The organism is Deefgea chitinilytica (assembly GCF_016881405.1).
Lineage (GTDB): Bacteria > Pseudomonadota > Gammaproteobacteria > Burkholderiales > Chitinibacteraceae > Deefgea > Deefgea chitinilytica.
This window is the reverse complement of record NZ_WOFE01000015.1, coordinates 1-25,479: the sequence shown is the minus strand read 5'-3', so window position 1 is coordinate 25,479 and position 25,479 is coordinate 1. Positions and strand designations below refer to the sequence as shown.

The 25,479-nt window shown below is 44.4% G+C and carries 25 protein-coding genes; 7 read left to right on the top strand and 18 right to left on the bottom strand.

Features of this window, described 5'->3' with window-relative positions:
* Positions 1-84 precede the first annotated feature (84 nt).
* Positions 85-711 carry a hypothetical protein gene (locus GM173_RS15700; RefSeq protein WP_203572340.1) on the top strand — a complete coding sequence of 209 codons (627 nt, stop codon included), beginning with the start codon at positions 85-87 and terminating at the stop codon, positions 709-711.
* On the opposite strand, the gene GM173_RS15695 is transcribed toward GM173_RS15700, so the two are convergent.
* Positions 677-1,417 carry a hypothetical protein gene (locus tag GM173_RS15695; protein ID WP_203572339.1) on the bottom strand — a complete coding sequence of 247 codons (741 nt, stop codon included), beginning with the start codon at positions 1,415-1,417 and terminating at the stop codon, positions 677-679. The two genes, GM173_RS15700 and GM173_RS15695, sit on opposite strands and share 35 nt — an antisense overlap.
* Before the next feature lie 140 nt (positions 1,418-1,557).
* Positions 1,558-2,430 (bottom strand): hypothetical protein, encoded by an 873-nt coding sequence (locus GM173_RS15690; protein ID WP_203572338.1) that lies wholly within the window; start codon positions 2,428-2,430, stop codon positions 1,558-1,560.
* Positions 2,431-2,791: 361 nt separating this feature from the next.
* On the opposite strand from GM173_RS15690, the gene GM173_RS15685 reads away from it, so the two are divergent.
* The gene (locus GM173_RS15685) at positions 2,792-3,382 is read left to right on the top strand and encodes a YkgJ family cysteine cluster protein (protein WP_203572337.1); all 591 of its coding nucleotides are present in this window, start codon (positions 2,792-2,794) and stop codon (positions 3,380-3,382) included.
* A 173-nt stretch (positions 3,383-3,555) separates the two neighbouring features.
* Here GM173_RS15685 and GM173_RS15680 read toward each other — a convergent pair whose 3' ends face one another.
* The 6 genes from GM173_RS15680 to GM173_RS15655 form a co-directional block, all read right to left on the bottom strand.
* Entirely contained in the window at positions 3,556-4,458 is a 903-nt protein-coding gene (locus tag GM173_RS15680) for a hypothetical protein (RefSeq protein WP_203572336.1), read from the bottom strand.
* A 62-nt stretch (positions 4,459-4,520) separates the two neighbouring features.
* Positions 4,521-5,777, bottom strand: coding sequence for a TniQ family protein (locus tag GM173_RS15675; RefSeq protein WP_203572335.1), 1,257 nt, complete (start codon positions 5,775-5,777; stop codon positions 4,521-4,523).
* Positions 5,710-6,594, bottom strand: coding sequence for a TniB family NTP-binding protein (locus tag GM173_RS15670; protein ID WP_203572334.1), 885 nt, complete (start codon positions 6,592-6,594; stop codon positions 5,710-5,712). Before GM173_RS15670 ends, GM173_RS15675 begins: the two co-directional genes overlap by 68 nt.
* Positions 6,591-8,468: a TnsB C-terminal domain-containing protein gene (locus GM173_RS15665; protein ID WP_203572333.1), complete on the bottom strand. Its 1,878-nt coding sequence runs from the start codon at positions 8,466-8,468 to the stop codon at positions 6,591-6,593. Before GM173_RS15665 ends, GM173_RS15670 begins: the two co-directional genes overlap by 4 nt.
* Entirely contained in the window at positions 8,461-9,204 is a 744-nt protein-coding gene (locus GM173_RS15660) for a TnsA endonuclease N-terminal domain-containing protein (RefSeq protein ID WP_203572332.1), read from the bottom strand. Before GM173_RS15660 ends, GM173_RS15665 begins: the two co-directional genes overlap by 8 nt.
* Before the next feature lie 49 nt (positions 9,205-9,253).
* Complete coding sequence (locus GM173_RS15655; protein WP_203572331.1) at positions 9,254-10,882, bottom strand: hypothetical protein; 1,629 nt, start codon at positions 10,880-10,882, stop codon at positions 9,254-9,256.
* Positions 10,883-10,971: 89 nt separating this feature from the next.
* Between GM173_RS15655 and GM173_RS15650 the strand changes: the two genes are divergently transcribed.
* Together GM173_RS15650 and GM173_RS15645 are read left to right on the top strand one after the other, a co-directional pair.
* The gene (locus GM173_RS15650) at positions 10,972-11,373 is read left to right on the top strand and encodes an Xre family toxin-antitoxin system antitoxin (RefSeq protein ID WP_203572330.1); all 402 of its coding nucleotides are present in this window, start codon (positions 10,972-10,974) and stop codon (positions 11,371-11,373) included.
* Between the two features lie 119 nt (positions 11,374-11,492).
* Complete coding sequence (locus tag GM173_RS15645) at positions 11,493-11,726, top strand: hypothetical protein (RefSeq protein ID WP_203572329.1); 234 nt, start codon at positions 11,493-11,495, stop codon at positions 11,724-11,726.
* Positions 11,727-11,810: 84 nt separating this feature from the next.
* Here the strand turns inward: GM173_RS15645 and trpA are convergent, their stop codons facing one another.
* From trpA to GM173_RS15620, 5 genes are read right to left on the bottom strand one after another with little or no spacing between them, the layout of a single operon-like run.
* A complete protein-coding gene (gene trpA / locus GM173_RS15640; RefSeq protein WP_203572328.1) occupies positions 11,811-12,602 on the bottom strand; it encodes a tryptophan synthase subunit alpha in 792 nt (263 codons plus the stop codon).
* A gap of 15 nt (positions 12,603-12,617) precedes the next feature.
* Positions 12,618-13,391: an SDR family NAD(P)-dependent oxidoreductase gene (locus tag GM173_RS15635; RefSeq protein ID WP_203572327.1), complete on the bottom strand. Its 774-nt coding sequence runs from the start codon at positions 13,389-13,391 to the stop codon at positions 12,618-12,620.
* Positions 13,388-14,635, bottom strand: coding sequence for a tryptophan synthase subunit beta (gene trpB, locus GM173_RS15630; protein ID WP_203572326.1), 1,248 nt, complete (start codon positions 14,633-14,635; stop codon positions 13,388-13,390). Before trpB ends, GM173_RS15635 begins: the two co-directional genes overlap by 4 nt.
* Positions 14,625-15,410, bottom strand: a complete 786-nt coding sequence (locus tag GM173_RS15625) for a sulfite exporter TauE/SafE family protein (protein WP_203572325.1) — start codon at positions 15,408-15,410, stop codon at positions 14,625-14,627. The genes trpB and GM173_RS15625 overlap by 11 nt, the downstream gene beginning before the upstream one ends.
* A gap of 32 nt (positions 15,411-15,442) precedes the next feature.
* Positions 15,443-16,465 carry a TauD/TfdA family dioxygenase gene (locus GM173_RS15620; protein WP_203572324.1) on the bottom strand — a complete coding sequence of 341 codons (1,023 nt, stop codon included), beginning with the start codon at positions 16,463-16,465 and terminating at the stop codon, positions 15,443-15,445.
* A 176-nt stretch (positions 16,466-16,641) separates the two neighbouring features.
* Here GM173_RS15620 and GM173_RS15615 point away from each other — a divergent pair, with 176 nt between their 5' ends.
* The 3 genes from GM173_RS15615 to GM173_RS15605 all read left to right on the top strand — a co-directional run bounded on the left by GM173_RS15615 (position 16,642) and on the right by GM173_RS15605 (position 19,338).
* A complete protein-coding gene (locus GM173_RS15615) occupies positions 16,642-18,054 on the top strand; it encodes an aminotransferase-like domain-containing protein (protein WP_203572323.1) in 1,413 nt (470 codons plus the stop codon).
* Between the two features lie 285 nt (positions 18,055-18,339).
* Positions 18,340-18,825, top strand: a complete 486-nt coding sequence (locus tag GM173_RS15610) for a hypothetical protein (RefSeq protein WP_203572322.1) — start codon at positions 18,340-18,342, stop codon at positions 18,823-18,825.
* A gap of 78 nt (positions 18,826-18,903) precedes the next feature.
* Entirely contained in the window at positions 18,904-19,338 is a 435-nt protein-coding gene (locus GM173_RS15605; protein ID WP_203572321.1) for a lecithin retinol acyltransferase family protein, read from the top strand.
* A gap of 210 nt (positions 19,339-19,548) precedes the next feature.
* Here the strand turns inward: GM173_RS15605 and qatD are convergent, their stop codons facing one another.
* The 5 genes from qatD to GM173_RS15580 form a co-directional block, all read right to left on the bottom strand.
* A complete protein-coding gene (gene qatD / locus GM173_RS15600; RefSeq protein WP_203572320.1) occupies positions 19,549-20,292 on the bottom strand; it encodes a Qat anti-phage system TatD family nuclease QatD in 744 nt (247 codons plus the stop codon).
* Positions 20,292-21,548, bottom strand: coding sequence for a Qat anti-phage system QueC-like protein QatC (qatC, locus tag GM173_RS15595; protein WP_203572319.1), 1,257 nt, complete (start codon positions 21,546-21,548; stop codon positions 20,292-20,294). Before qatC ends, qatD begins: the two co-directional genes overlap by 1 nt.
* A complete protein-coding gene (qatB, locus tag GM173_RS15590) occupies positions 21,545-22,405 on the bottom strand; it encodes a Qat anti-phage system associated protein QatB (protein WP_203572318.1) in 861 nt (286 codons plus the stop codon). Before qatB ends, qatC begins: the two co-directional genes overlap by 4 nt.
* Positions 22,406-24,280, bottom strand: coding sequence for a KAP family P-loop NTPase fold protein (locus GM173_RS15585; RefSeq protein ID WP_203572317.1), 1,875 nt, complete (start codon positions 24,278-24,280; stop codon positions 22,406-22,408). It lies immediately after the preceding gene.
* A gap of 604 nt (positions 24,281-24,884) precedes the next feature.
* Positions 24,885-25,058 carry a hypothetical protein gene (locus GM173_RS15580; protein WP_203572316.1) on the bottom strand — a complete coding sequence of 58 codons (174 nt, stop codon included), beginning with the start codon at positions 25,056-25,058 and terminating at the stop codon, positions 24,885-24,887.
* Between the last annotated feature and the right edge of the window lie 421 nt (positions 25,059-25,479).

The window sequence follows — 25,479 nt, the reverse complement described above, 5'->3', positions numbered from 1 at the left end:
TGTGAGTTTTCAAATTAATTGCGACTATTTTCACAATATTTGCGACTGATTGAGAAATGAATTTTTACACTTTTGGGAACTACTATGAATAAAGAAGTTTGCAACATGTCAATTGCACATCTTGTTGGGGTAATCGAAAACGTAGGTGAAATCAAAGATGACTCTCTCATTATTGAACTTGAGACAACTACTCTCAAGGCTAAGGGCTCTTTAGATGGATTCCAGCTCATAACATTGGGGTGGACTTCCTCAGATGAATCTAGTATCAACGTGATTGTTTGCGATCAGGAGTCGATTGCCGCGGAGTTAGTATTCCGACAATCCCATGAACGGGAACGTCGATCAATTCTAATTGAACACGTCATGGATCAGGCGGAAACGACTGCGCTATTGAAGGGGAACGCAACAGCACCTGCTAAACGTATTGCTAAAGCAGAAGTGATCAAAATCGGCTACGGTGTGTCATTTTGGCTTTTGAGCGAGCGGGACTATCACTTATGGGCGCGCGCATGGAATTGTCTTATAGATCTTGAAAATTGCTCAAATAAGCGTAGTCAATTAACACATCAAGTATGGTCCATATTCGATAAGCAGCCGACGGCCACTCAATCTTTAGAATTTTTCTTATGCCAAGAAAAAGCGCAACAAGCGGCAACCAAAATTTTAGATATTTGTACTAAAACGTTGGATGCTTCGAGAACCATTTTGTGACGGTTTCTAATATAAAAGATGGTAATTGAGGTGGCTTTTCTTCAAGAAATGGCTTTCGCAATATTTCAGTATCCTTAACGAGGTCGCGGTCATAGTCTGGGAATCGTGCAGGAGACGTCGGTGGCACAAACGAAGCGCGTACTAAATTAGGTTTTCTAGCACCCCGGATCCACAGCTCTTCAATGGATCGCCCTTGCTCTGAGTACCAAAACCTAAACCAAAAGTGTCGCGCTTTACCCTTGCTAGTTACCGGTACAAAGTCTAACGTCAGAGCCAGTACATATGGCATATCTTCAATCTGGAGCTCTGTGTAGGCAAAAATATCCTTTTTGTGCGCCTCATCAAGTATCGAAATGAATTCCTTTATATGAAGGAAGGGCACTATTCGTTCAAGTTCTTTATAGTGTAGTTGCCAATTTTCTTTAAATTGTCGGCGTAGCTCGGCTGCATGCACAGGGTCTGGTCGATTCGGTGTGAGGGATATATACGACCTACCGAAAGGCTCTTTGCTTGGACAAAAATATTCAGAACTTCCATGCCAGAAATGTAGAGTCTTTGTGCCCTGTCGAAGATAAAGGTCTCTGTGACAATATGGACATTCTGCTAAAGATGGCTCGTTTCCCTCTGTGGTTTTATGGCCATGCTTTTTCTCAAAATCAATAGCTGATATTTTTTTTCCAGTTTCTCTTTCAATTGCGTAATGCATATGATTCAAACTCGCTAGTTTTTAAATATGTCTTATTAGACGTCCTCGAGCCAACAATTCGTCAATGTAAAGTAAAAAAGTTAATAGAATGGATGCCACGGCGAAAGCTATTGATTCGGGGCTCGCTAGCCTGTGGAAGGTTAAAATATTTTTATCTTTTCAAGCTGATTTTTAGCCGCCGAGTTTTTGTGAACGGATTCTGCCGCGGCATTTCTCTGATTCATGGCAATGAATGGAAGTTGTGTGTTTGTCACTCTTACCAATTCGTTGTATCCGTTGACGGCTTCAACAATTTGAGCTTGAAGCTCATGCATTGGATCTTCAGCCAACATAGCATTACTCAAAGCAATTGGATGTCCGTCCGAGTCCGTGATCCAGCGAATACATAGTGGATATTCGAACATCGTTTCTACGATGTGCTGCTGACCATCAGGCGAGGTGCCGAGACCACGAATCCAGCTGAACCAGCTTGATGGGTAGTTCATCGACAGCGTTAGCAATACCACGCAATCTCCGAAGGCTCCCAAGACGTCGTCCAGCTTGAGATACTCGGTGCCTGCCGTAAAAGCCTCAGCATCAAGATGTGCCGCAATCTTGTTGCGAACCCACCTAACGGGACCTTGTAGACGGGTTTTCTTTAAACGCTTAGCTACCCCATGATAAGTTTTTTGATCTGCATTTGGCCACTGAGTACGGGCGTCGCGAGATAATTTGTCATTCAATCCCGACACAAGATCTGCCGTAACATCCATAAGTTTACAGACAGGCACTGTGACTCCCCTCATGGCTCTCCGTCTTGTTTTCAAATCGACTAGGCGTTCTGAGTAAAATGTAACATCACGGCATGCTTCTACAGCAAGCACGAGCTTGCTAGTTCGATCGTCGTTGGGCATCCAGCTAGAAACGGTGGGATCGGCATCAAGTAGGTCAAAAATGCCAGGGGCCAGCATTTTTCCATCAGGTCCCATAGTGATTGGTAGACCTATAAAGCTAGCAGCAATTCGTTCAAGCATGCTCTCATCGATAATTAGCTTTGGCATGATTACTTTATTTCGACCATGATCTTCAATTCATTGTACGGACGCACCATCATGGATGGGCGGAACAGCGCTGTATTTGTATCACAAAACGTCATCCATAGTTTCCAATACTGTGAAAAGTGACGGATGCGCACCTTAGCTGTCGGACTATTCAATCATAAATTTGTGGCCAAATTTAGTAGTCCTCTACAATAGGGATTGGAACAGGTATCACGCGTGATAATTGGGTGGCAATTCCTCAGTTGGAGTACCGAGTGAGCAAGAAAATTAGTGCATAACTCAGGTACGTTCGGGAAATCAGAGATATTTAATTTTGGTACATATGGAGAGTGCAATGCAGAACCCAACTGAAAACGAACTAATTCAAGCCGAATCTCGGCGCGAAGCCTACATGAACGCAATCCCTAAAGAAGTTATCGCTCAAGAGGATCGGCTACCAATACAAATCCAGTCTATGAATGCATCAAATAAGAGTAAGTTGCAAAATATTTATCTCGTGGCCGAAGAATTATTTCGGTTGCGCCCATCTTTTGTGGCATGCAAAGAAGGGTGCTCTTCTTGTTGCCATATGAATATTAGCATTACTAGCGAAGAGGCGAGCCGGATCTCTACAGCCACAGCTCAAAAAGCAAAGGAAATATCTTTCTCAATCAGCCACCCACTATCAACGTTTGCAGGCAAGCCCTGCCCATTTCTGGACATTTCCCAAGGGAATTGTAGTATTTATCCTGATCGGCCATTGGCTTGTCGAAAACATGTATCCTTCTTTGATAGTGCGACTTATTGTGATGTGACAATAGCAAACGATATCAGTGTCCCATTGATGGGATTCAGTGGTTTAGATAATGCTCTGTATTCTGTAAAAAACAAAAACCAAAATTTAGTTATTGCAGATATAAGAGACTTTTTTCCTTCAACAAAATAAATTCTATTTTTATATGCGCAGCAGCCTGCAATTCGATTGTTAACCCACTTGGTCAAGTTTGATTTACAGGAGAATTTTGTTAGCATAGATGGATTGGATATAACTTGCTATGGGCTGCCCTCCTAAGCAATTAGTAAGAGAACAGCCATAGTGGACTCAAGTCTTCAAGATAGCTAAATCGACTCTAATTCATCAGCCTTCCCCCAACGCCATTGCAATTCTGATTCATTATTTAAAACAAATAGCCCACTCCAAATGGCCAACCAAAACTGGATAGAAATAGCAGCTTTACTTGCCATAATTAATGCGATGGGTCTTGTCGCTATTGCCAACAATAATTCAAACGTTAGCTTGCGCTGGACAGAATATGGAACATAAATACGAACTAAAGGCATTCCAAATCTATATTGCCAATAAAGAGCCATCCTGTGCTGAGCCCAATCTATTGCGTCTACATTCCAAATACTACTCCACTTTCTTTTCCATTTTGAATTAAACGCCCATGTTTGGGTCATACTAGATCGCAGCAACTCATTAATATTTACAACCGTTCCATCAATAAAATCTATTTGGACATTTCTTAAATAAAAATCATCCCACGAAAAAAAAGGCATCCCATCTTTAAATCGTCCTGATATCTCCAACCTAGGTATATTAGATAGGCTCATTATTATTGGCTTCTCGGTTAGATCATTTAGCTTAATATATTCCTGATAACGAGCAACAACTGATTCAGTTTCAAAAATTAATGAGATTCTTTGGATATCATTACGCAGCGATTTGAATGCTATTTTTGATTTTTGATCTCGATCATCAACTTGCAATGCAAAATTATAAGAATATTCAAAATATTCTCCACATTTAGTCCAATAAGCACCAAGCTGATGTCGATCTGTCCAGATTTGATGAGATTTTCGATAAGTATTTAAAAATAACCATTTGGTTACATATCCATAGGCCCAGCGCACAAGGGTGAATAATAGACCCAAACCCGGAATACCAAGAATAGATGATGGCAAAATCATGAGAGCAATCCCGATTGTTGGAGGTGACAACAGCAGACTAGCATAGAACATTCGTTCTGCCTTGCCCAGTGTTTATCTTTTGAATATGTTCTGAAGAATTGAACAGGTACTTATTACATTGAGCTCAACTTATAATCGTTGGCGGCATCGCGCGTACCGCTCGACCTACGAACGGTCCAATATCGCCCAACTAACTTACTCACTTGAAAATTGTTCCCCTCCATCCCTCTGCGCTGAAGATAGAGCCGAGCACTTTCCCATTCTTCATTTGAAGTCGGGTAATGTGGATGGCTCCGACAGGCATCAAATGCTTTGCTGAGCCAAAATGGTATATCCCCTCGGTACATATCGAGATATGAAGGTCTGAGCTTGGCCCCTATTGCTGCAGCAATATATTGATCTGGCCATTCCTCTAGCAACCACGCGAGGTACCGCATCAGAAATACCCGATCGCATTGGCGTAGAAGGTCAAAAGAGGAACGTTGGCTGCGTTGTGGGGGTAATGCAAGTTCACCAAAATGTGGGGCTACAATTTCGCGTATTTTTATGTGGGATTGATACCCAATTAATGCGCGAAGCAAGTAGCGCAGTCCTTGGAAATAGCCAAGTGACATTATTTCCGAACCGTCTGGCCCGATTGTCCAGCTGTGGGTTATTGCTCCGTGGATTTGCGACTGCAATTGCCAAAAAGAATCGGAAAGACTAATTGATTCTGCCAGATCCCCTTCTCTCCGCCAGTCATATCCACATCGAATACAACGAGTCCAATGGGGGTATCGCGGAAAGCTCTTTGCCCCTTCGTCAGCGCTAATCACCATAATGCTGCTAGCACAACCCGGACAAGCATCGAGTAACAGGCGGCGATGCTCCATGCAGGCGACGACATAGCTTACTCGCCATCGACGCCGAAAATAAGGCATTTGATCGCCCGCCAAACATTCAGGACAGAAGGCAATACCATGCGCTGTACGCTGTTTTCCTCGGCCACCAAGTGGCCGAATGCCCGCGGGATTATCAGCTGTGTTCTGGTAAATAATCCCTTCATAACTTCTTAAGCTGGTTTGCCATATCAATTGATAGGGCACACGTCCGATGTCGGCCATACGCAGCAAATCGACTTCAGCGACTCGGAGATCGCCATCTCCGCCCCAAGGAGTACCAGGGTGATGCCAAAATTTCTTGGTTAGACGGTGGGACTTAATGCCATTCAACCAAGCCAGCCGGTGAAACCACGATGTAAAAAGCTCATCTGGCAGTGGGCGCTCATTAATGGGTAAGCGGCCATTTAAGCTTTTGAAGACATCAAAATCCTGAAGTTTGCATACCTCGAAGGGAAGGAGAAGACCATCCGAGGTTTTTGAGGTATTCACGGTCCAGCATCTCCAGAGTAATCTGTTCTGTACCGCTCTTAATCGCTTGAACACCCAGCAGATGAAGCAGATCAATGACTTCACCTAACAGTCCGCCGGACTCAATGTGAATTTTTTGGGCAAAGGTTTTTCTGTGCAGTCCAGAGCTTTCCTTGAGTTTCATACTGTCTTCTACTGTGTGGATCATTCGCCTGAAGTCATCATCAAGTGGCCACTTCGGCAAGTCGCGCGGGGGGAAACGATTGGATAACTGAGCATCAGATTGCAAAACGCTTAGCATTTCTGGCGTGCCACTGAGCACAAAAGGAATGCAAAACTCATTGCACATGTACTTAACGGTATTGATGCATTCACGCATTTTTTGCGGGCGAGTTAGAGCATTGTGAAATTCATCGAGCACGATCATTTGAATACTAAGTTGCCTGACGAGCGTGCTTAGTCGATTAAACATGGATTCAGCCGACTCTCGGATGCTACCTTCGGCAAAAAGCCGTTTAAGTAATTCGCCGTAAAGGCGTCCCTCGCTCAAATTACTTGGGCATTGCATTACCAATACCGGTAATCGAATTCGCTGGTCATCAATCAAGTCTGGCGGGTTATGTTTGCTTGCAAATCGTTTCAATAATGCACTTTTGCCATTATTTGAATCCCCAATCAGTGCCATATTGGGCATCCGGTGGGAAGGCGGATGCTTGATCAACGAATCAAGGTGCTCCAATAACGCCTCGGCCAGTGGATAGTTAAACCAGATTGTTTTTTCTAGTTCAAAGATTCTTGAATCCATATCTGGGTCATCATTAGCATCCTGCTCAATCATAGCGGCTCCACTTTGAATGGCGTTTGCAAGATCAAGTCGTCGTCATCATCATCCACAGTTTGGGGATTCGGCGGAATAACTGGCGGGTGTGGCTTCAGACCTGTTTGAGCCACCTTTTGAGCCCGGGAATTTTTCTTCGCCGTTTGCACACGTACTCGCTTCGTTTCTTCAACCGATTGAGATTCGATACGACGCATTTCGTTGTATGCCGAAAAAAGAACACTTTCGTTTTTTGCTTCTTTACCGCGCTGCTTTAGGTAAGCCTTAATTTCACGTAACTCCCAAATACTGATCGCAGGAAACAGTGGGTTAAGGTATGGAATTCGGAAATACCGTTTGAGCTTCGGATCAAAAAACCAAATACAAGAAATATCCCGAGGATCACGCCGAATAATAAATTTTCGCTTAGCTGACGGTTTGGCTGGATCAACCGCTTCGACCCAAGGACGTAAAACATCTGCCTGATAATGTATGCTATCAATCGCAATACCTTCACGCTGAACCGTCCGCATTGCCATCGGCATAAAATCAAGTTTCAGTTTCTGGATAGCCTCATCGCTTGTCGGCGCCAAGGGCAAGCCAATACCTGGGGAGTTATCACAACCAAAGATGCCTTCCTTGAATTTCTCGATCGGTGGAAGTTCAATCCCTTTATGCACTTCGTGGTGATAATGGCCGATCACAAGATTGGCAAACCAAAGTTCAAAATCCTGCATGGTCATAGCGGCTTTTTCTTCTGGCTTGTAGTCACCAAGCTCAGTCGAGCGTGACCGAGTAGTACCAGGTAGCGCATGGATTTCGGACATCAGCGTACCCATTAGGCGTTCAATATGCCCACCATAATTTGGTGTTCTGACCGGACGAAACTCGAGATCGATGCCGTATTCCTCGCATGCTTTTTTAAGCGCATTGCCGCGAAATTCTTTGGCATTATCAACGTGGATCTTTTTAGGAAATCCTTGGCATGGGTAGTCATAATCCAGTCCCATCACATGCAAAAATGGAGCTTTTGGTAAAATGGACATGGCAATGCACATTGCAGTGCCTAAAACACCCGGAGGATCAAATGAGATGTAGTATCCAACCACCATCCGTGAAAATACGTCGATCGCTACAGTGATGTAAGGGCGTGGCAAAGGTAATCGCTTAACCTCGTCTACTAACCTGATATCAACCAGCGTGTGATCAATTTGCAAAACGGAATAGGGAAAATCTGCTCGCGGAAAACGGCCTACAACTTGCTTCATTCTCCTTTTCCCTGATTTGCCATCCCTGGCAGAAATTCGCACTACCGTCGAAAGTGCGTTAATACGGCGATAGAACGTAGAATATGATGGTGGAGGAACATTGGCATTACGGCATTGCATCTCCAAGTCCCGATACGATTTAGTAATTTCTTGCTTTTGATCTGTTAAAAAGTGCTCTTTGAGGACTTTAAGAACCAGCATTTCAGCAGTAGTGTTAATGCGTCCACGCTCCTGATCACTACGTGGTTTTCTGACTAGTGATGAAATCGTGCCTGTATCCTGATATCGCTGCATCCATCTAAAAATTGTCGCACGATCAACTTTTGCACGCTCGGCAGCGGCCAAAACATTTGCAATCCGGTCTCCAGACGTAGCTAGGATTGGCGCTATAATTTCAAAACGCTGCAGTGCTTTGTCCCAGTGTCTTTCTGAAAAAAGACCCAAATCCGCATGGCTATCTTTTTTTGCATGCCTAGCGATTCTTGTCATCCACAAGTCTGTCACTTCACGGTACGTGCCATCATCCAAGTCGATTAAACGCGCAGTCCCATTATCTAGAATCCGAGCAACACAGTAACGATGACCATCGCCATCCAATAAATCACCGATCACAAATTGTTCAGCCATCACGCAAACTCCAAATCGGCGTGCTCATTCCCAATCGTACCTTCAAATCAGTACCAATATGCCCATGTGCCAATAAATTCCACACAAATGGAATCCAGTCCAACGATTGCTCAGGAGTATCAGCAGCCAATCTGGCGAGTTGAGCCGGCGTCGAAAACTTGTATTCAAAGAGAATTGCTAACAAGCGTTGTTTTTTGTTTTCGAAAAGGGCGACATCTATAAATTTCAACCGTGCATCGGTAAATGTGAGGAGAAATTGCGCATTGGTCAGATAGGGAGTTTGAATATCGATATCACGAATAATGTGAAAGCTATAGCCATGTGATCGACACCAGTGCACTGCCGCTTTGAATCGAGGCCGAAACAACTGCCAGTCTCTACACAAGATTTTTTGGGGCTTCACTTCGAACAAAGTGGATGGTCGTTTTGTGCTAGGTTGATAGTGCACTAATACATCTGGTGTATAGCGTGAAAATTTCTTGCCGTCAGCGCTCCAGCGCAACGTTACAGGCTGAGATTCATAGCTGAGTACATCAGCATCAAACTCCAGCAAGGTCAAAAAATCCTGCTCAAGCCCCGATTCGAATTTCTGTGATCCCGCCGATTTAGAACTTGCACTTAAACCACTCGTGAAAGCATATCGCATGCCAATTATTCTTTTTTTCACCGACGCTATTACAAGTGGTGCAGAGCCATCAGGCTTTCCAAACTTAGGTGTAATGGATGGCATTTTCATAGTATCAACGAGAATAGGTAAAATCGGCACAGATCATATGTAAGGTAAGTTAAGTAAACACGTTAAAAACTTCAACATCTGTGTAATGTCTAGCCAGACAAGCAGTCCAGAGTGCATTTTGCTGCATTTGATGCAAAGTGATCGGTTTATCCTCTTCCCAAATAAAAAGTTGCGCAAGCGGCTCATCACTGACGCACCCGTGTGCAGGTTCAACAACGATAATCAAATTCATACCACTGGGATCGTACATCAATAGTGCGCATGCTCGACGCATGCGGAATTTGCCGCTCTCAGTCTTGAACCAACTATCTGGTGTAACCACCCCGTCTTCATCGACCATTGCAGGAACTTGGAAATATGCTTTTGAGCTTTCGCCAAAAAATAGTAATTTAAATGTTGTGTTTTCTGCTGGTGTGTGAATTTCAAATAATTTTTTTAGAAATACAGGCAGCGGGCTTTGATTTTGAGGATCGCCAAGCACATGAGTGAGTGATATATCTATTGCTCGTGTATTGGCAGAGCTAACAGCATCTCCAACTGATTCGGGACAATGGTCTATAGTAGAAATTGGTTGATTTGGCTCAATCGAAACTAAATCTGATTGAACATCAAGAGAGCGCCATACTTCTTTTCCATCTAGGTCAGGAAATCGTAGGAAAGAACCGATAACTCTGCTTACCGGTTTTTTTGATTTTCCAGGATCACCATCAATGATGCGGGAGTCAACACTAGGCTTGGCAACTACTTGAAATTTTTCCTGCACCTTAGACGAATTCAACTCTGTATTTCTTTTTCTTAAGAGTTCGCCTTGATCAAGTTCGTACCTTAATGATTTAAAAGGAAAAGGATGTGAGCACTGACGAAGATAGTTAACTACAAACGTTGAGTTTTCTCGATCACCATGGCGAATCCAACGACCAGAAGCACTCAGGGTCGTATTTCCTTCAAATGGAAAGCTTGTGTGAGGGTATATCGGCTCACCAGATATCGATGCCTTTAGACATGACGCTGAAACACGTAGAGCGGCATTCCAAGCATTTTCAGATAATGCTAAACGACCAACATCACTTGCGCTAAACCCTTTAATACCTGGAGCCAACTTTATACATAAATGCCCGCGAGGCGCAAAATAAGAAACATTAGTAAATAACTGATTTTTAGATAGATTCGGTTTTACAAGTCGTTCAAGGACTTTACCGGAGGTCCCGAAATAAAAACGTACTAGCTCCCAGCAGGGAATTATAATTTTCCTTTGCTCAGATATCTGGATCAGAATGCAATAAGAATGCGTATGTCGTTTATGAGCATTAAATGCGTCAATAGGTAAATAGAAGTTACCTGCCCCATCACTTACTCCAGCTTTAATCGTTACAACTGATTGTCGATTTATTTCCAAACCACTAAATATCTCTAAATCCGAATCTGAAGCAGAGAACAATAATTTACCTTGTAACCAAATATCTCCAACGCGAAGTAAAGGCAATAGCCCAATCGGAATCCAAATTTCACACTGCTGCACTGATAGAGAAGTAACATCATAGTTGCCGTACTCAACCTCAGAAAGAACAACACAAATAGAGGGCTGCGTCCACCTATGCCCCCGATCAGGATAAGCTAAATTTCCAAACCAATCGACTCGATGGGCTTGTTTTCCAAGGTCTAAGGATTGGATATACATCTACTAACCGTCGTTTAATCCGCTGTTTATTCTTGAATTAGTACTAATTTGACCTAATCAGTGAACAAGACAACAATATGGAAAAGATAATGATAGCAACCAACAGCTTACTTGCGTCGAAACCATTGCGTCAAATAAAGGCAATAAGAATCGGGCTGGATGCCAGAGAAATTGAGAAACTTGTCGTTCATTTTAAACTTCACCCTGTTGAGCTAGCGAGCATGCTCGGCTTGAGTATTGGCTCATTGCGGTATAGAGTCCGACAAGGCTTGCGGCTCGATTCTGTAGCCAGCGAGCGCTTATTGCGTTTAGCTAGAGTAGCTAATCATGCAGCTACCATTTTCGGGGATTCAATTTCTGCAGGAGACTGGCTTTTGCGACCACACTCCATGCTGGATAATGCTACGCCACTATCTATGCTTGATACTGCATATGGTGCGCAGGAAGTGGAGCGAATTTTGTATTCAATTGAGCATGGATTACCGGTCTAGATTACTTCGATTTGATAAGTACGCACGACACAGATAGTTTGAATGCTGCTGACTTTGCTTCGATACAAATCAAAGACTTTGCTCAGCAGCATTCAAACCAAGCTTAGCAGGCCTACTTAATGCACATTCTTAGCAATTTAGCCACCTACTCTTATTTGATACCATCACCCACACTCACGCATTTATCCAGTGAGTTGAGCGGCAGCAGCGACACAGAGCTGAGTTTGGTTCACCAAAAATTGGCCATTTATTTCCCTCGCTGGGTTCCCTATCCAAATCCTATACTCGAGTATGAGCAGTCTGTTGCAACTGACTGGAAAAGCGTTTCGCTTGCGCTACCGCAACGCCAATAAACATAAGCCTTCCCGTGAAAGTCAAGCGGAGAGTTTTACAATCAGTTATGCAACACGCCTTTAATCAGGATTGGATTAAAATAATCACGCCTTAACCGCCGCGTTGAATGCTTTGATTAGTGAGTCAACATTTGAATGAATGTTTTTTTCGTCAGAAGCATCCATTTCATTAATTATTCGACTACCAACGATCACTGCATCGGCAAGTGGCGCAATCTGTGCGGCAATTTCAGTATTTGAAATGCCAAAACCTACCCCAATTGGCACTTTGATTTGCTTCTTAAAACGGGCCAGACTCTGCTCAACACTGAGCACATCAATATTTGATGCACCTGTAGTTCCTTTCAGGGAAACATAGTAGACATACCCTTTTGCAATTCTGGCGATTTCTCCAACCCGAGCATCCGTTGTTGTAGGTGCTAATAAAAATATCAAATCCAATTGCGCTTCACTAAGTATTTTAGAGAGTTCAACTGCTTCCTCTGGTGGGCAATCTACAACTAAGACACCGTCGAGCCCTGCATTTTTAGCTGCACGCGCGAATGTTGAAATTCCCATTGCACATATAGGATTCATATATCCCATTAAAACAACAGGCGTACTAGCATTTATTTTTCTAAATTCACTAACCATCTGCAAAACATCATGCAAAGATGTATTGTTATCTAAGGCTCGCTCATACGAACGCTGAATAGCCTCACCGTCAGCCATCGGATCAGAGAAGGGAACCCCGAGTTCAATAATATCGGCACCTGCATTTGCTATAGTATGCATTAGTGAAACAGTACTACTTGGATGTGGGTCACCAGCCGTAATGAAGGGAATCAAAGCTTTTTTTCCATCAAGCTGAGCAAAACAAGTCGAAATGCGCGACATATCATCGGCCTCCTTTCATTTGATATTGCGCGTTATTTGTAGAGCTGAAAAAGATTGGGCTGTTGGCATCAGCTCAATTGTGTTGATGTTGACATGCTTGGGCAACGCAGCAACCCAAGCTACAGTCTCAGCAATATCAGCAGGAAGAATTGGTTCTACATTGGCATAAAGCGCATTAGCCTTTTCTGAATCACCATGGAACCGAACTGCCGAAAACTCAGTCCCACCACACAAACCTGGCTGAACATCACTGACCCGGACGCATGTCCCTGCCAAATCAGCTCTTAGGTTCAAGCTAAACTGAGCCACATAAGCCTTGGTTGCACCATAAACATTCCCACCTGGGTAGGGATATTTCCCCGCGATTGACCCAATATTAATAATGTGGCCCGATTGTTTTTTCACCATGCCTGGCAAGATCGCATGTGTCATACATGTCAACCCAATCACATTAGTTTCAATCATCGTCAACCAATCATTTAAACTTGCCTTTTGTGCGGGATCAATACCTAAGGCAAGACCTGCATTATTAATCAGCAAATCGATATCAGATAAATGTTCGGGGATTATTTCCTTAATACGTGCAACCGAATCCAAATCGCGAACATCTAATTCAAGTGGATAGAGATTTGAACCCAACTCATCTTGCAATTGTTGAAGTCGATCAATACGCCGTGCTGCGGCGATGACCACATAACCATCAGCAATTAAACGAGTACAAATTGCACGACCAAAACCAGAAGATGCTCCCGTAACAAGAGCAATACGAAGATTTGTTTTTTGTGTCATGAATTAGTTTCCGATAAATATTCAGATGAATGATGTGATACAAGGTGCATATCCTTGTCCCCCCGACCCGATAGATTGACTAATATTTTCTGGTCGGAACGCATCGTCTTGGCAAGTTTTTCCGCGTAGGCAAGTGCATGACTGGACTCCAATGCGGGGATGATGCCTTCGATCCGACTGCAATTGAAAAATGCTTTGGTGGCTTCAATGTCACCAACAATATGAGTTTCAATTCGTCCGCTATCTTTAAGCCAAGACAGTTCAGGACCAACAGCGGGATAATCCAACCCGGCGGAGATAGAATGGGTTTCTGAAACTTGCCCGTGCTGATCTTGTAAAATATAGGTCTTGCTGCCATGAAGGACGCCAGGAACTCCTTTGCTTAGCGTTGCCGCATGTTCGCCAATTTCGTCGCCAAATCCACCAGCCTCGACAGCAATCAGTCGAACCGATTCATCCGGGATGAACTCAGTAAACATCCCGATTGCATTCGAGCCTCCTCCAACACATGCAATCACTACATCTGGAAGCTTGCTGTGCTGTTTCAGCATTTGCTGTCGGCTTTCTCGACCAATCACGGCTTGAAAATCGCGGACCAGCATTGGATATGGATGAGGCCCAGCAACACTGCCAATGACGTAATAAGTATTATCAATATTTGTCACCCAATCACGCATCGCTTCATTGAGCGCATCTTTCAAGGTCTGCGTCCCAGATGTAACAGGAATTACCTTCGCTCCCAAAATTTGCATGCGCTCTACATTAATGTGTTGTCGCTCCACATCAGCGGCCCCCATATAGATAACACACTCAAGTCCAAAGCGAGCAGCAACTGTCGCCGTTGCTACGCCATGCTGACCTGCGCCCGTTTCGGCAATAATTCGAGTTTTGCCAAGTTTTCTTGCAAGATGAATTTGCCCAAGGCTATTGTTGATTTTGTGAGCGCCAGTGTGGTTTAGATCCTCTCGCTTCAAGTAAATTTGGGCACCACCAAGCATCGCTGACCACCGTTTAGCGTGATAAATTGGCGTTGGTCGTCCTATGAAAGACTCAAAGTCAGCCTGAAGCTCACTCCAAAAACCGCGATCATTTTTGATTTTTTCATAAGTAATGGTTAAATTACTTAATGCGGCAAAAAGGGTCTCTGGCACATAACGGCCACCATACTTCCCAAAATGGCCTGAATGATTAGGTAGTGTTGTTGAACAAATTGGAATGTCTGCATCAATAGTATTAGATCGCATATTTCACCGCCAAACTCGAAAACAAAGTTAACATTGAAAAAACCAACACTTTTCTAACAAAAGCAGATCCATTGGAAACAGCAAGTTTGCTACCAAAGTGGTTCCCAATAATATTGCTAATTACAAGTGGCAGAGCCATTTGATAGATAACCTTACCGGCCATAACAAATGCAACTAAAGCACCGATATTGGAAGCAAAATTAAATGATTTTGAATTTGCCGATGAAGAAACAAGGTCCAACTTCAGAAGATAATGGAATGCAATAATAAACATACTGCCTGTACCAGGACCAAAGAAACCGTCATAAAATCCAACTACAAAACAAATCAATGGAACCATTAAGTAAAACAATCGACCACTAACGGGTTTTTGAGTTACTTCTTTGTCTTTTGGTATTAAAAATAGCACTATACCAATTGGAATAAGAATCAATAATAACTTAGCTACTATTTCTGCAGGTATAAGTAAAATAAGGTGAGCCCCCAGATAAGCGCCAGCCAACGAAAACGGCACTCCTAAGATAGCAACCTTCCATAGCATCTTACTCTCTTTTAGAAAGTTTCTAATTGCTGCAATAGTTCCTAAAGTACTTACTATTTTTTCTTGGCCTAACGCAACTTGAGGAGGCAATCCAACAATTAAAAACCCTGGAACCAGAAATAACCCACCACCACCAGCGATACTATCCACAAAACCAGCAAAGAAAGAAATCAAGCACAGCACTAGTATTGCCAGCATCCAATATTCTTGCCAAAATTCGCTCAAGTATTCCACATTAAATCCCCTGTTTTATTTTATAATTTAGTTTAAGCACTAACTTCGAAAGGCCTTGCTGCAGAGGTCGGTATTACTCTGCTTTGATCTCCAATTCCAAATACACGAATTAGCCAACGATCAACCCCATCATTTAGTGGAGTAAAGGCATCACGCGCGTGTAAAATTTGTTGATTTTTAAAAATCAAAAAATCACCTGGTAACAAAAGCAATTTTATGTCGTACTCTTGAGAGCTGAGCGTTGATCTTAAGATCTCTAATGCTTTATCAGCTTCTTGGTCTTCGGCATATGTATTTTCGGTATCGAAGCGCGACAACCACTGGCCTTTATTGCCCTTCGCAATAAGCGGTAGTCCCATTGTTTTCTTAGCTGAGCCAAATGATGCTGGACGGCAGATAGTAAATCTTGGACTTGCAAGAATATCGATTACATTTTCAGGTAGCTTTTCTAATATTTGTCTAGTCAAGACTAATGTCGTTGACACATTAGGATCGCAACGCATACCAAATAAGGATAGATACTCAGGGCAAGCTGATAGATTCCCAAGCGGTTCTGATGTCAATGCCAAATCAGGGTTATCAACGTGATAGCCAAACCTTGCTCTTGATCCATGAGAACTTTTTGAAAATACAGCAGATCTAGCCGGTACAACGTGCCTAAAAAGATTACCATCATTCTCGCCTTCATACACAATTGGCTCAATTCCCATCAATTGATATAATGAAGAGTTAACCAAACAACTGATAGGACTTTGAGCTGGAGATAATTTCCCGCTATAGGGTGTTGGAGGCAAAATTCGATCAATTGGGCAATTGCGTAAAATTAAGACACTTTGATTTGGATTTTCTCGGAACTCCTGAAGCGCCTCAACAATAGGGATGGGCAAAATTTCTTTTGCTTGCTCTCCTAAATAAGGCATTTTTGAAGAAAAACAATTTTCTGCAACTTGATTGTTCAAAAGTAGCGTTTGCCAGGCCATTGCCGTCACCCAAGACAACCTTAATTCAACAATGTCGGTTTGTTTCGGTTCTTGGTTGTTCAAACTATTAATCATCTTGCTGTTTCCTCAAGTTTAACTAACTTTTAATTTCTCAATGCTGACTTTTATTGTGAAACCGAGCTAAGGTTTTACATTGATTTCGTAACTTTAATGTCAATTTTTGCCTTTACATATACACAGGACATAGCAATCTGTTGTATAACAGATTGTCTTGTTTGTAAGTTTTTGGTATGTCACGAGAAAAAGCGCAGTACCGGCAAATTGCCGATCAATTGAAAGAACTCATCAGAAGCGGGAAGTTGGCTCCCAATGCAAAAATGCCCTCCGTACGGGCTTTGGCTCAAGAGCACAAGGTGAGTGTCATGACCTCTTTGCAGGCTTTGCGATCACTAGAGCAAGAGCAATGGATTGAGGCTCGCCCAAAATCTGGGTTTTATGTGCGCTCCTACAAGTCTTTGCATGCCTCAAACCCCAAACCGTTTGAAACAACTTCTTTGGATGAACAAACGGAGCTTCACTTGTCTGTGTTAGGCACACCTTGCCGGATTAGGCTCGATCTTGCGAATGGGGAAACTGCGTTATACCCTGTGAAAAAGCTAGGTATTTTAATGAGGCAGCTCATTTATAAAGATCCCACCTTGTTGGGGAACCATATCCGTGGAACGGGATATCCTCCCCTGAAGCAACAAATTGTCAGAAGAGCGTTTGACTATGGTTGTGAGCTAGACCAGCGGGAAATCATTATCACGAATGGATGTATCGAGTCGTTAACTCTAGCGTTAAGAGCAGTAACAGAACCTGGAGATTCAGTCGTCGTAGAGTCGCCAACATATTTTGTTATTTTACAAATGCTACAAAATCTAGGTCTAGTTGCTGTAGAAGTCGACTGCACGGAGTTGGGGTTGGATTTAGTTGCCTTAGAACAAATATTGGTTAATCAAAAAATCGCAGCTCTTATTACAATTTCAAACTCCAATAATCCATCAGGAACAACGCCCAGCAATGAGCATAAAAGCACATTAATTAGTATTGCCGAGCGCTATGACACCATCATTATTGAAGATGATATTTATGGTGATACGCACTTTGCCTCTACTCGACCAAAACCTTTACGAGCACTTAGTAAAAATGTAATTTTGTGTAGTAGCTTCTCAAAAATTCTCGCTCCCGGTATTCGTGTTGGCTGGATTGCAGGTGGTGTATGGACCTCTAAAATTGCATCATTAAAGTATTCGTCAACGATGGCAACCGCAGTGTATCCTCAAGCTGCCATTGCAGAATTTCTTCGCACGGGTGGCTATGATGTGCACTTGAGAAAGCTTAGAAAAACGTTGCAATATCAGATTCGAAAAATGCGTGAAGCAATCATTCAGTATTTTCCTGAGAACACATATGTATCAGACCCTGTCGGAGGCTACGTTTTGTGGGTTAGATTACCAAGTGGCTGCATTAATACACGCGAACTTTTTGAATTGTCACGCAAGGAAGGTATTGGAATTGCTCCTGGTCACCTCTTTGCGTCCGATAACCGCTATGAAAATTGCTTTCGATTGAATGCTGGTTTCGGTTGGGATAAAGAAGTAGAAAAGGCCATATATTTTTTATCAAGAGCCATAATTAGTAATCCAGTGCACAGTTTATAAGCGGAGCAACTACGAAGGTGTGCTAGAGGCAATCTGAAATGGGGTTTTGTGGAGTAGTTGAAGTGCCGTAGACCAACTACGCTGGCATGTAAGTAGTTCCGTTGCATCTGAATGGAAAAACTCCGACCCGTGTCGTGGCAAAGCCAAACAAGCGGCATCTACGCAGGTAGAGTGGAGTATTTTCCATTTGGTTACGCAACCCCCCTTAACACGATCTCCAGTAATTAGGTCTGTTTGAGAGGCATAATGATGCGCGTATTTGTCGATACTGAATTTACTGATTTCGTGCAAATCGATCTGATCAGTATTGCGCTGGTGAGTGAAGATGGTCGCGAGTTCTATGCTGAGCGCAATGACTACCGTGCAGAAGATTGCAGCGACTTTGTGCGCGAAGCGGTGCTCCCGCTGCTTGGGCGCATTGAAGGAGCGACATGTAATCGAACTGAGCTCACCCAACGTCTTCGGGCTTGGTTTGAAGCGCTACCGGAGCCCGCCACGCTGATGTTCGATTATTTTGCCGATTGGGAACTGCTGACCGATGCTTTTTTAGGGGATGAATATGATCAGCCCCCAATAAACGTTGGCGAAAAACAGATGCTCACCAGCGAGTTCATCGGTAATCCGATTTTTCAGCGCGCGCTTTATAATTTTTTCACGCCTGAATGGCCTGCACATCATGCACTTGTAGATGCACGTGCATTTCGAAGCGCGTTTCTCGAAATGCAGAATGCCAATCTATTTACAGAAAGCCTATTCTACCTGCGGCGCTAAACCGCTACCTTACAAATATTTGAATGAGCACCACCAAGAAGATTAAACTCACAGAGTTAATCAATTAGCCCAAATTCTATGCACATTCAACAAATTGACATGACAGGATCTCGCTTGGTGGGAGCCATCACCAATGAACTCGGGATGGATGGCCCCAAGCACCATGCAATCATTCTTGGTAAAGGAATATACGACAGCGAAATTTATATCGCTGAATTTATGCACTACGGATATCAAGTTGCAACGTTCAGAAATTTCCAGCAACGGTATGCCCACAACGGTGAAATCCGAGTTGAACAAAATACAGGGCCACACACGGATCTTCAAGTTGCTCAAAGAGCACTTGCAGAAATTAAGGGTGGGAAAGGGAGCTATGATCTTATAGCGAACAACTGCGAAAGCTTTGCCAGTCGTGCAATGCTTGGAACCTCGACTAGCAACCAAGTCATTAACACAGTATTGGGAGTCTTGATCGTCACTGGACTGTGCTACGTCATCAAGAACTCGAAGTAGTCGTGATTGATTAGGCACTGGTTAGAGTTCATTCTGCAGTTCCTCTAGAAAGGGGAACTCTTGGCAGCAAATGGTAGTGATATTGTTGCTCACGTGAGCGTGTACGCTTTTATCGTGCGTTGTGTAGCAGTACCCCGGGCAATACGGCAGTTTCCTGCCAAATGACCGTTTACACAAAATTTAGGACACCCTCCATTTGTGCAACCAAGCCTAAGAATATTGATCTGTTAAAAGAGTAATCAAGCGCAATCCATTTGAATTCAGTACTGCTGATGTTTCTTCTTTTGATATGTTCCAGACTTCTGCGAGTCTTAAAGCTACTGACAAGGCTTCCCATGGCATCACATTGATGCCTCGCATCTTAGCAAATGGTCCATCACTCTCCGAAACAACTCGATCAAGCGGCATTAGTGCCGCCAGCTTTCGACCATTTGCAGACTCCATCATTGCGGGACCAACACTGAACCAGCATCCGGATCTTGCAGCACGTCGAAGCAATGAAGGCGAGTCAGTAAACCAATGGAGTACTGCTGTGCCAAAGCCGGGATTCGCATCTAGAATGTCTAGAACCCTGCTAGCTGCCGCTCGCGAATGGATGCTGAGAACTCGTCCGCCAAGTCGAGCGGCATTCTCTACAACGGATTTAAAAATGTGCGTTTGGAGCTCAAAATGCTGGCTATATCGTGCAGAATTATCTAAACCAACTTCGCCGACGCCCGTGCAGGCATTCATTTGCGACAATAACATCTCCAGTTCGCCGTGCTTTTTATCCGCGATCTCAGGGTGAAGCCCTGGGGAAATGAAAATCTTCTGGGTGGCAGGCAGAACTCTTGAGGTTGCAGCGTATGCCTTTGGACTCGTCGTCACCAGCCACACAAACTCTGTTCGCTTCAGAGCTTCAGTGTAGATTTGCTTCGCGTCTGGATAGAGGTCCAGGTGGCAGTGAAAATCCATCACAGCACACAATCTCTTCGAAGCAATGCAGCTAGCTCAGCCAAGCCCTGCTCAGCAACGTGACGGTAGTGTGGACGGTCAGCGGCAGATGCAAAAGTCAACGTGGCTCCTAGGAAGGAATCAATCCCTCGTTGTTCAACAGTAAGCACAGCACAAGCCACCGCCATCGGGTCATCCGCACTCGTCTTTCCTGCCGTTGAGAGTGACGAGAATTTGTACGTTGTCGTGTCAGAGTAGCCCCAGCGTTGAATAGCAGCCTTGCGTACCATACAAGGCACGCATCGACCACAGTGCATTCGGTTGTAGGTGCGAAAGCGGCCACAACTCGTCGTGTTGCAGGCATAACTCGCTAACAAAGCTTGATCTGCACACTCAGCTAACATTTCTCCCTTCGTTTTGAACCGATATGGCATAGACAATTGGGCGTCAACACCAACGGCATCAAACAATTTCTGAAGCAGAGCCATGAACTGTGGATGTGTTGTTCTTGTGCTGAGGCTTGCCATCCGCCCCGGAAGCAACGGTGGATTGATACTTATAAAACCGTTTTCTGGTACCAAAATATCAGGCCGCTTGACCGTCAGTAGTGAAGACGCTAGTACGGCAAGGCCATAGAATGCCATTGATCGCGCCCTAGTTGACGGCTCTTTTTTACCGCTGAAAACTACTTTGTGACTCCACTGTTGGTGCCAATCGCCTCCACCTAATGCATTGGCATATGTAATCTGTCGATCGGAATCTTCAAAAGCTCGCTGCGATACAAAAATTGGTCTGCGGCCCTGCGTTGTGGCATCTATTCCGCCAATCAGGCTATCTAATCCACCCGAAAGTAGAGCAACACAATCGCGGTCACATAACCGACGCTGCCCTCTTGGTGGTGTGGGACCGTTTGGTAGAAACCGAAGTTTCCAGAAATCTCCGGAGAGCACTCGAAGCATTTCTTCGGCAATAGTTCTGTTTGCCTCCCATGGGCCGGGATCATTGAGCGTAATATCGAGCTCAATTTGACGCGTCCAGCCATCGGCGCTACCTTTTCGAAGAACGGCCACATCTGCCGCATAAACGGCAAAACAAAAGAGCATGAAATCCCACGTCGAAATCGATGGAGAATAGCCAGCTTTTTCAAGTTCACGTTGCCATCCACAGGCGATACGCCCGACGTCAGTTCGCGATGATGCTTCTAAAAAGGTAAATGCCCTAGTGCCAATTGGTAAGATCTCGGGCAGAGCATTAATACTTGAGCAAAGAATTTTCATGATTCTGTAAATACCGTAAGTGCATCTTGTAACGCTGAGGTCGCAATTTCACGCATCGAGCGCGGCTCACTACCAGCACGGACATTTTCGAATGAGCGATTAACAACCACCATGATGTAGTCGAGTACCTGTGCTAGGCGTTCTTGTATGACTCGGGGTGCGTATTTCAGCTTTTCAAAAACTCTGCCAAGCTCAAGTTGAACACGGTTGTAGACATCGAACGCTACTGTGTATGACATCACATTGGCAATTTGATCGTCGGCAAGATCAAAGATATCTGCATTGGGGTCAACCTCATAAAGATGAGCAATCGCCTGATTCATTGCGTGCTTAGCAGATTCCTCATCAATGCTTCCCCCTGTTGGTACCAGCTTTTGTACAACTTCGAGTGCTGCATCCCCAGCTGATAGACCTCGTTGCTTTACTGAATCAACCCAAGCGTTGATGCCTGGATCTGTGCCGTCACGAGCAGCGGCCAGAAAGCCTCCCAAAGAGGAGGCTGCCACAGCACTCGTGCGCATGCGATTCGCAGCTTTTGCTGAGCCACCCATTCCCTTTTTAATGAAACTCGAAAGACCTCGCTTCAGATCCGAACCACTACCTGAGCGCACGAACCCCGTCAGAGCTCTACGCGCCTCCTGATAACGACCCGGCGGCGCAACAGTCGGGCCAGTTTCAGGCGGTGGGGTGGTTTGGTTGCCCTCTGATCCATGTGCATCAGCTTCGTCAGGAACAACGCTAGGCGATATGGGCTTGTCGGCGTGACTAGAATCAATACCGTCTTCAGCACCACTTAGCCATGGAGGATCAAAAGAAACGCCCGATCCGGCTCCCATACTTGAAGTCGACGTACCCATTTATTTCTTCTTCCTCGCGTTTTCAATTGCACGCTTGACGGGCGGCGGCATCTGGTCATCCAGCTCCCACTTTGATAGAACGTCTTTCATCCAATCGCAATCTATCAATGCCGATACCAATCCTGGTGCGAGCTGAATGACAGGAGCCTGGCTCACAAGCGCAGCCGCACGAGCCCCAGCACTTGGATGAACGCGAGAGACCTCTACCAGCATCAATACTTCTTCAGCCTTCTTCCAAGTGCGGCTAGACCGCCGGAGTTCCCATGCACGAGCCATGGCAAGACCAGATTGGAAATCACCAGCTTCTCGAATCTGCTGTTTCAACGCTTCATTCGAATTTCGAGCAGCCACTAGCGCATCACGCAATGCCTTTCCTGTTGCGTTCAGATCATCTGCCCCAAAATCCCTTACGGTGCTATCGCGACTGAGATGCAGAATGGGTCGCATATCCATATCCCCAAGTAGAGGCTCAAGCTGTAGCCACTCACGAATAAACGATTTGTCGCCAAAGGGTGATGAAAGCTTCTCTTCCTGATTCTTTGCTGCCACCTCTGCGTCGTGAAGGATCCCAATCCTTCCTTCGCTTTCTGCGGAGACCTTTTCTGCCAAAGCATTCGCAACTGACTCGTCACACCGCTCAAGCAAGTGCCACTTAGCCAACACTTGAACGTCCACATCGATTTTTTGTGGTTTGGCCAATGCCTTGCGCAGAAACACTGTATTGAGGAATCGTTTGATTAACCGGGGGTTGGCTTGAACCGTGCTTGCACTAAAAAGCAGTGGTGCCAGCCTCTCGGCTAAACCCATTAGGCTGAGCAATTCTGTATCGCCCTTCGGCACCAGAGTTTCTAGAAATGCGAGATCAACAGATTTCCCTGTCCAGGTTTCCCGCAACCGAGCTTCCACATTGGTTTTAGCAGCCTCGAAATTCTTGGTGTCTAGCTGATTGCTGCGATGCGCTCGCTCCAAAAATAGCAGTGCTGTGTATGCCTTGGTCTCATTGGAGCCAAGCCTCGGTACGCGCAGCGGAACTTGAATCAACTTGTCAAAATAATTAGTAGCGACGTCATCGTCCAAGCCGGTGCCAGCAAAATGCACACGAACGGCACCACGGATGAATACATCATCTGCCGCGATGACAAATGCACTTCGACGCAAGAATAGTAGCAGTCGGATAGCCTCTAGCGTTGAGATGGCTGTCTTCGGTAGGCATCTATCGAGGTCATCAACAAAAACCACCAAAGTGATATCTAACTCTATGAGTAACTCTTCAAGCGCACTGCGGAAGGACTGGATTTCTTTTGGTAGCGAAACGGGAGTGGCTTCATTCAAGAGGCCAGTGGTGGCTTTCGATGCATCTTTGGCGGCTGTAATACCATCATTAATCGATTCACTCTTCACTGCATTAGCACCAGCTTCAAACACTTTTCCAATTAGGCCGACCGGAACTCCTGTGATCAGTGTTGCTGCAACTTCACCGCCAAGTTGTGCTAGTCGCAGAAAATTTATTCGTTTGACGAGTGCCTTGGCTTTATCAACAAGTCCTGCATTTTGAGCTGCGGCGTCAAGGATGGCATCGCCAACCGTTTGCAGTAAGGCAGTACGCGCGTCCTCAAATCCTTGGTAAAGCCAAGGATTGAAAGTGACCACCACGTGCTTTGAATTGATCGGTTCTGCTGTATTTTCAACATTAGCCTGCTCGGGTGATAATTCGGCTGCAATCATTCGCACGAGCGATGATTTTCCTGCTCCCCATCCTCCTGAGATTCCAATCGATATTGGCTCGCCCCCAGTGTCTCGAATGAGTTCTGCGCAGGCTTTTGCTACTAAGCGGAAGTTGACGTAGTCAACAGTCGTTTCGTTATCATGCCACATTAGCAGTTCCTATAGCCTTTTGGGGTTATTAGGTTTTGTTAGATTTTCATCGTTTTGAAGTTTCATTACAGTAATTCAAAATTTATTTTTCTTTCGAATGTACTTTTTTTTGTTAGGTTTTACTAGGAAAAACCATTGTTTTTAGTCAGTTTTTGATTGGTTTTTAGTAAAAAACATGGTTTTGCTTTCTGTATTCTGCTTCATGGTTCATGGTTCATGGTTCATTGGGCTGAGAGTCGAGAGATTGCAGATCAGCTCATCACGCAGATGCAGAACCGTAAGCGTCCAACGAAACCACGTTGAATAGCTTTTCCCGTCTTGGGATGATCGTGTCCACGATGATTTAGGTGGACACATGGACGCTATACTCCCTCTTCAAGCTGCGCCTCGCAGGCGCCGGCGCACTCACTGTTCTCAATTCAAAGCCGCCGTGCTGGCTGCTAGAGTACGCCAACAGTCACATCAACGTATTCGAGCTCGTCAGCAAGGAGCCTGTCATCATGAATATTTTGCTCATCCGACATAAGCATCTTTCCTTTTCCGAGTTGCTTTACTGATGCTGGCCACTTGACCAGCATGGGAAAAGCAACTGCATGTTAATTGTCTATGGAGTAACGCCTTCGGGTCTACCGAGTACAAACAATGTATAGGCCGCTCCGTTCTCGTCAGTGCCCGTACCTGTATTGAGCAAAACCCAGCCCTCTGAAAGTAATTCATTTGCTTGCTGTCTGGATGGCGTGTCATGAACAGCTACAATCTTTGATGTATCAACACTCATAAAATAACTCCATTTAATTTATCGGCAACCGGCAGATGCGGATTGGTCGTTTCAATTGCATTAAGGTGGCGCTGACCAATAATGTTTCTCAACGGGAGATCCCGTTTGTTTTATCGTGATAGTAAGAAAATATATGTGTCCCAACCTAATAAATTTCAACCCAATGACTCATACATTTTACTAAATAGCAAATTTCCATAGTTACTCTGTAATTATTTGAATCGTATCAAGCTTCGTCCAGCGAAGATAAATCGCAAATAATGTGAATATTCATCCCTACTTCCGCATAATTTGCTTACATTCCAAATAGACTTGAGCGTAGATGGGCATTAATGCCAACTACCAAACCCTTATAAATTAAGGGTCTCAAGCAAATTAGTCGCATTTAATGTAAAAATCGCAAATAGCGTGAAAATCCACA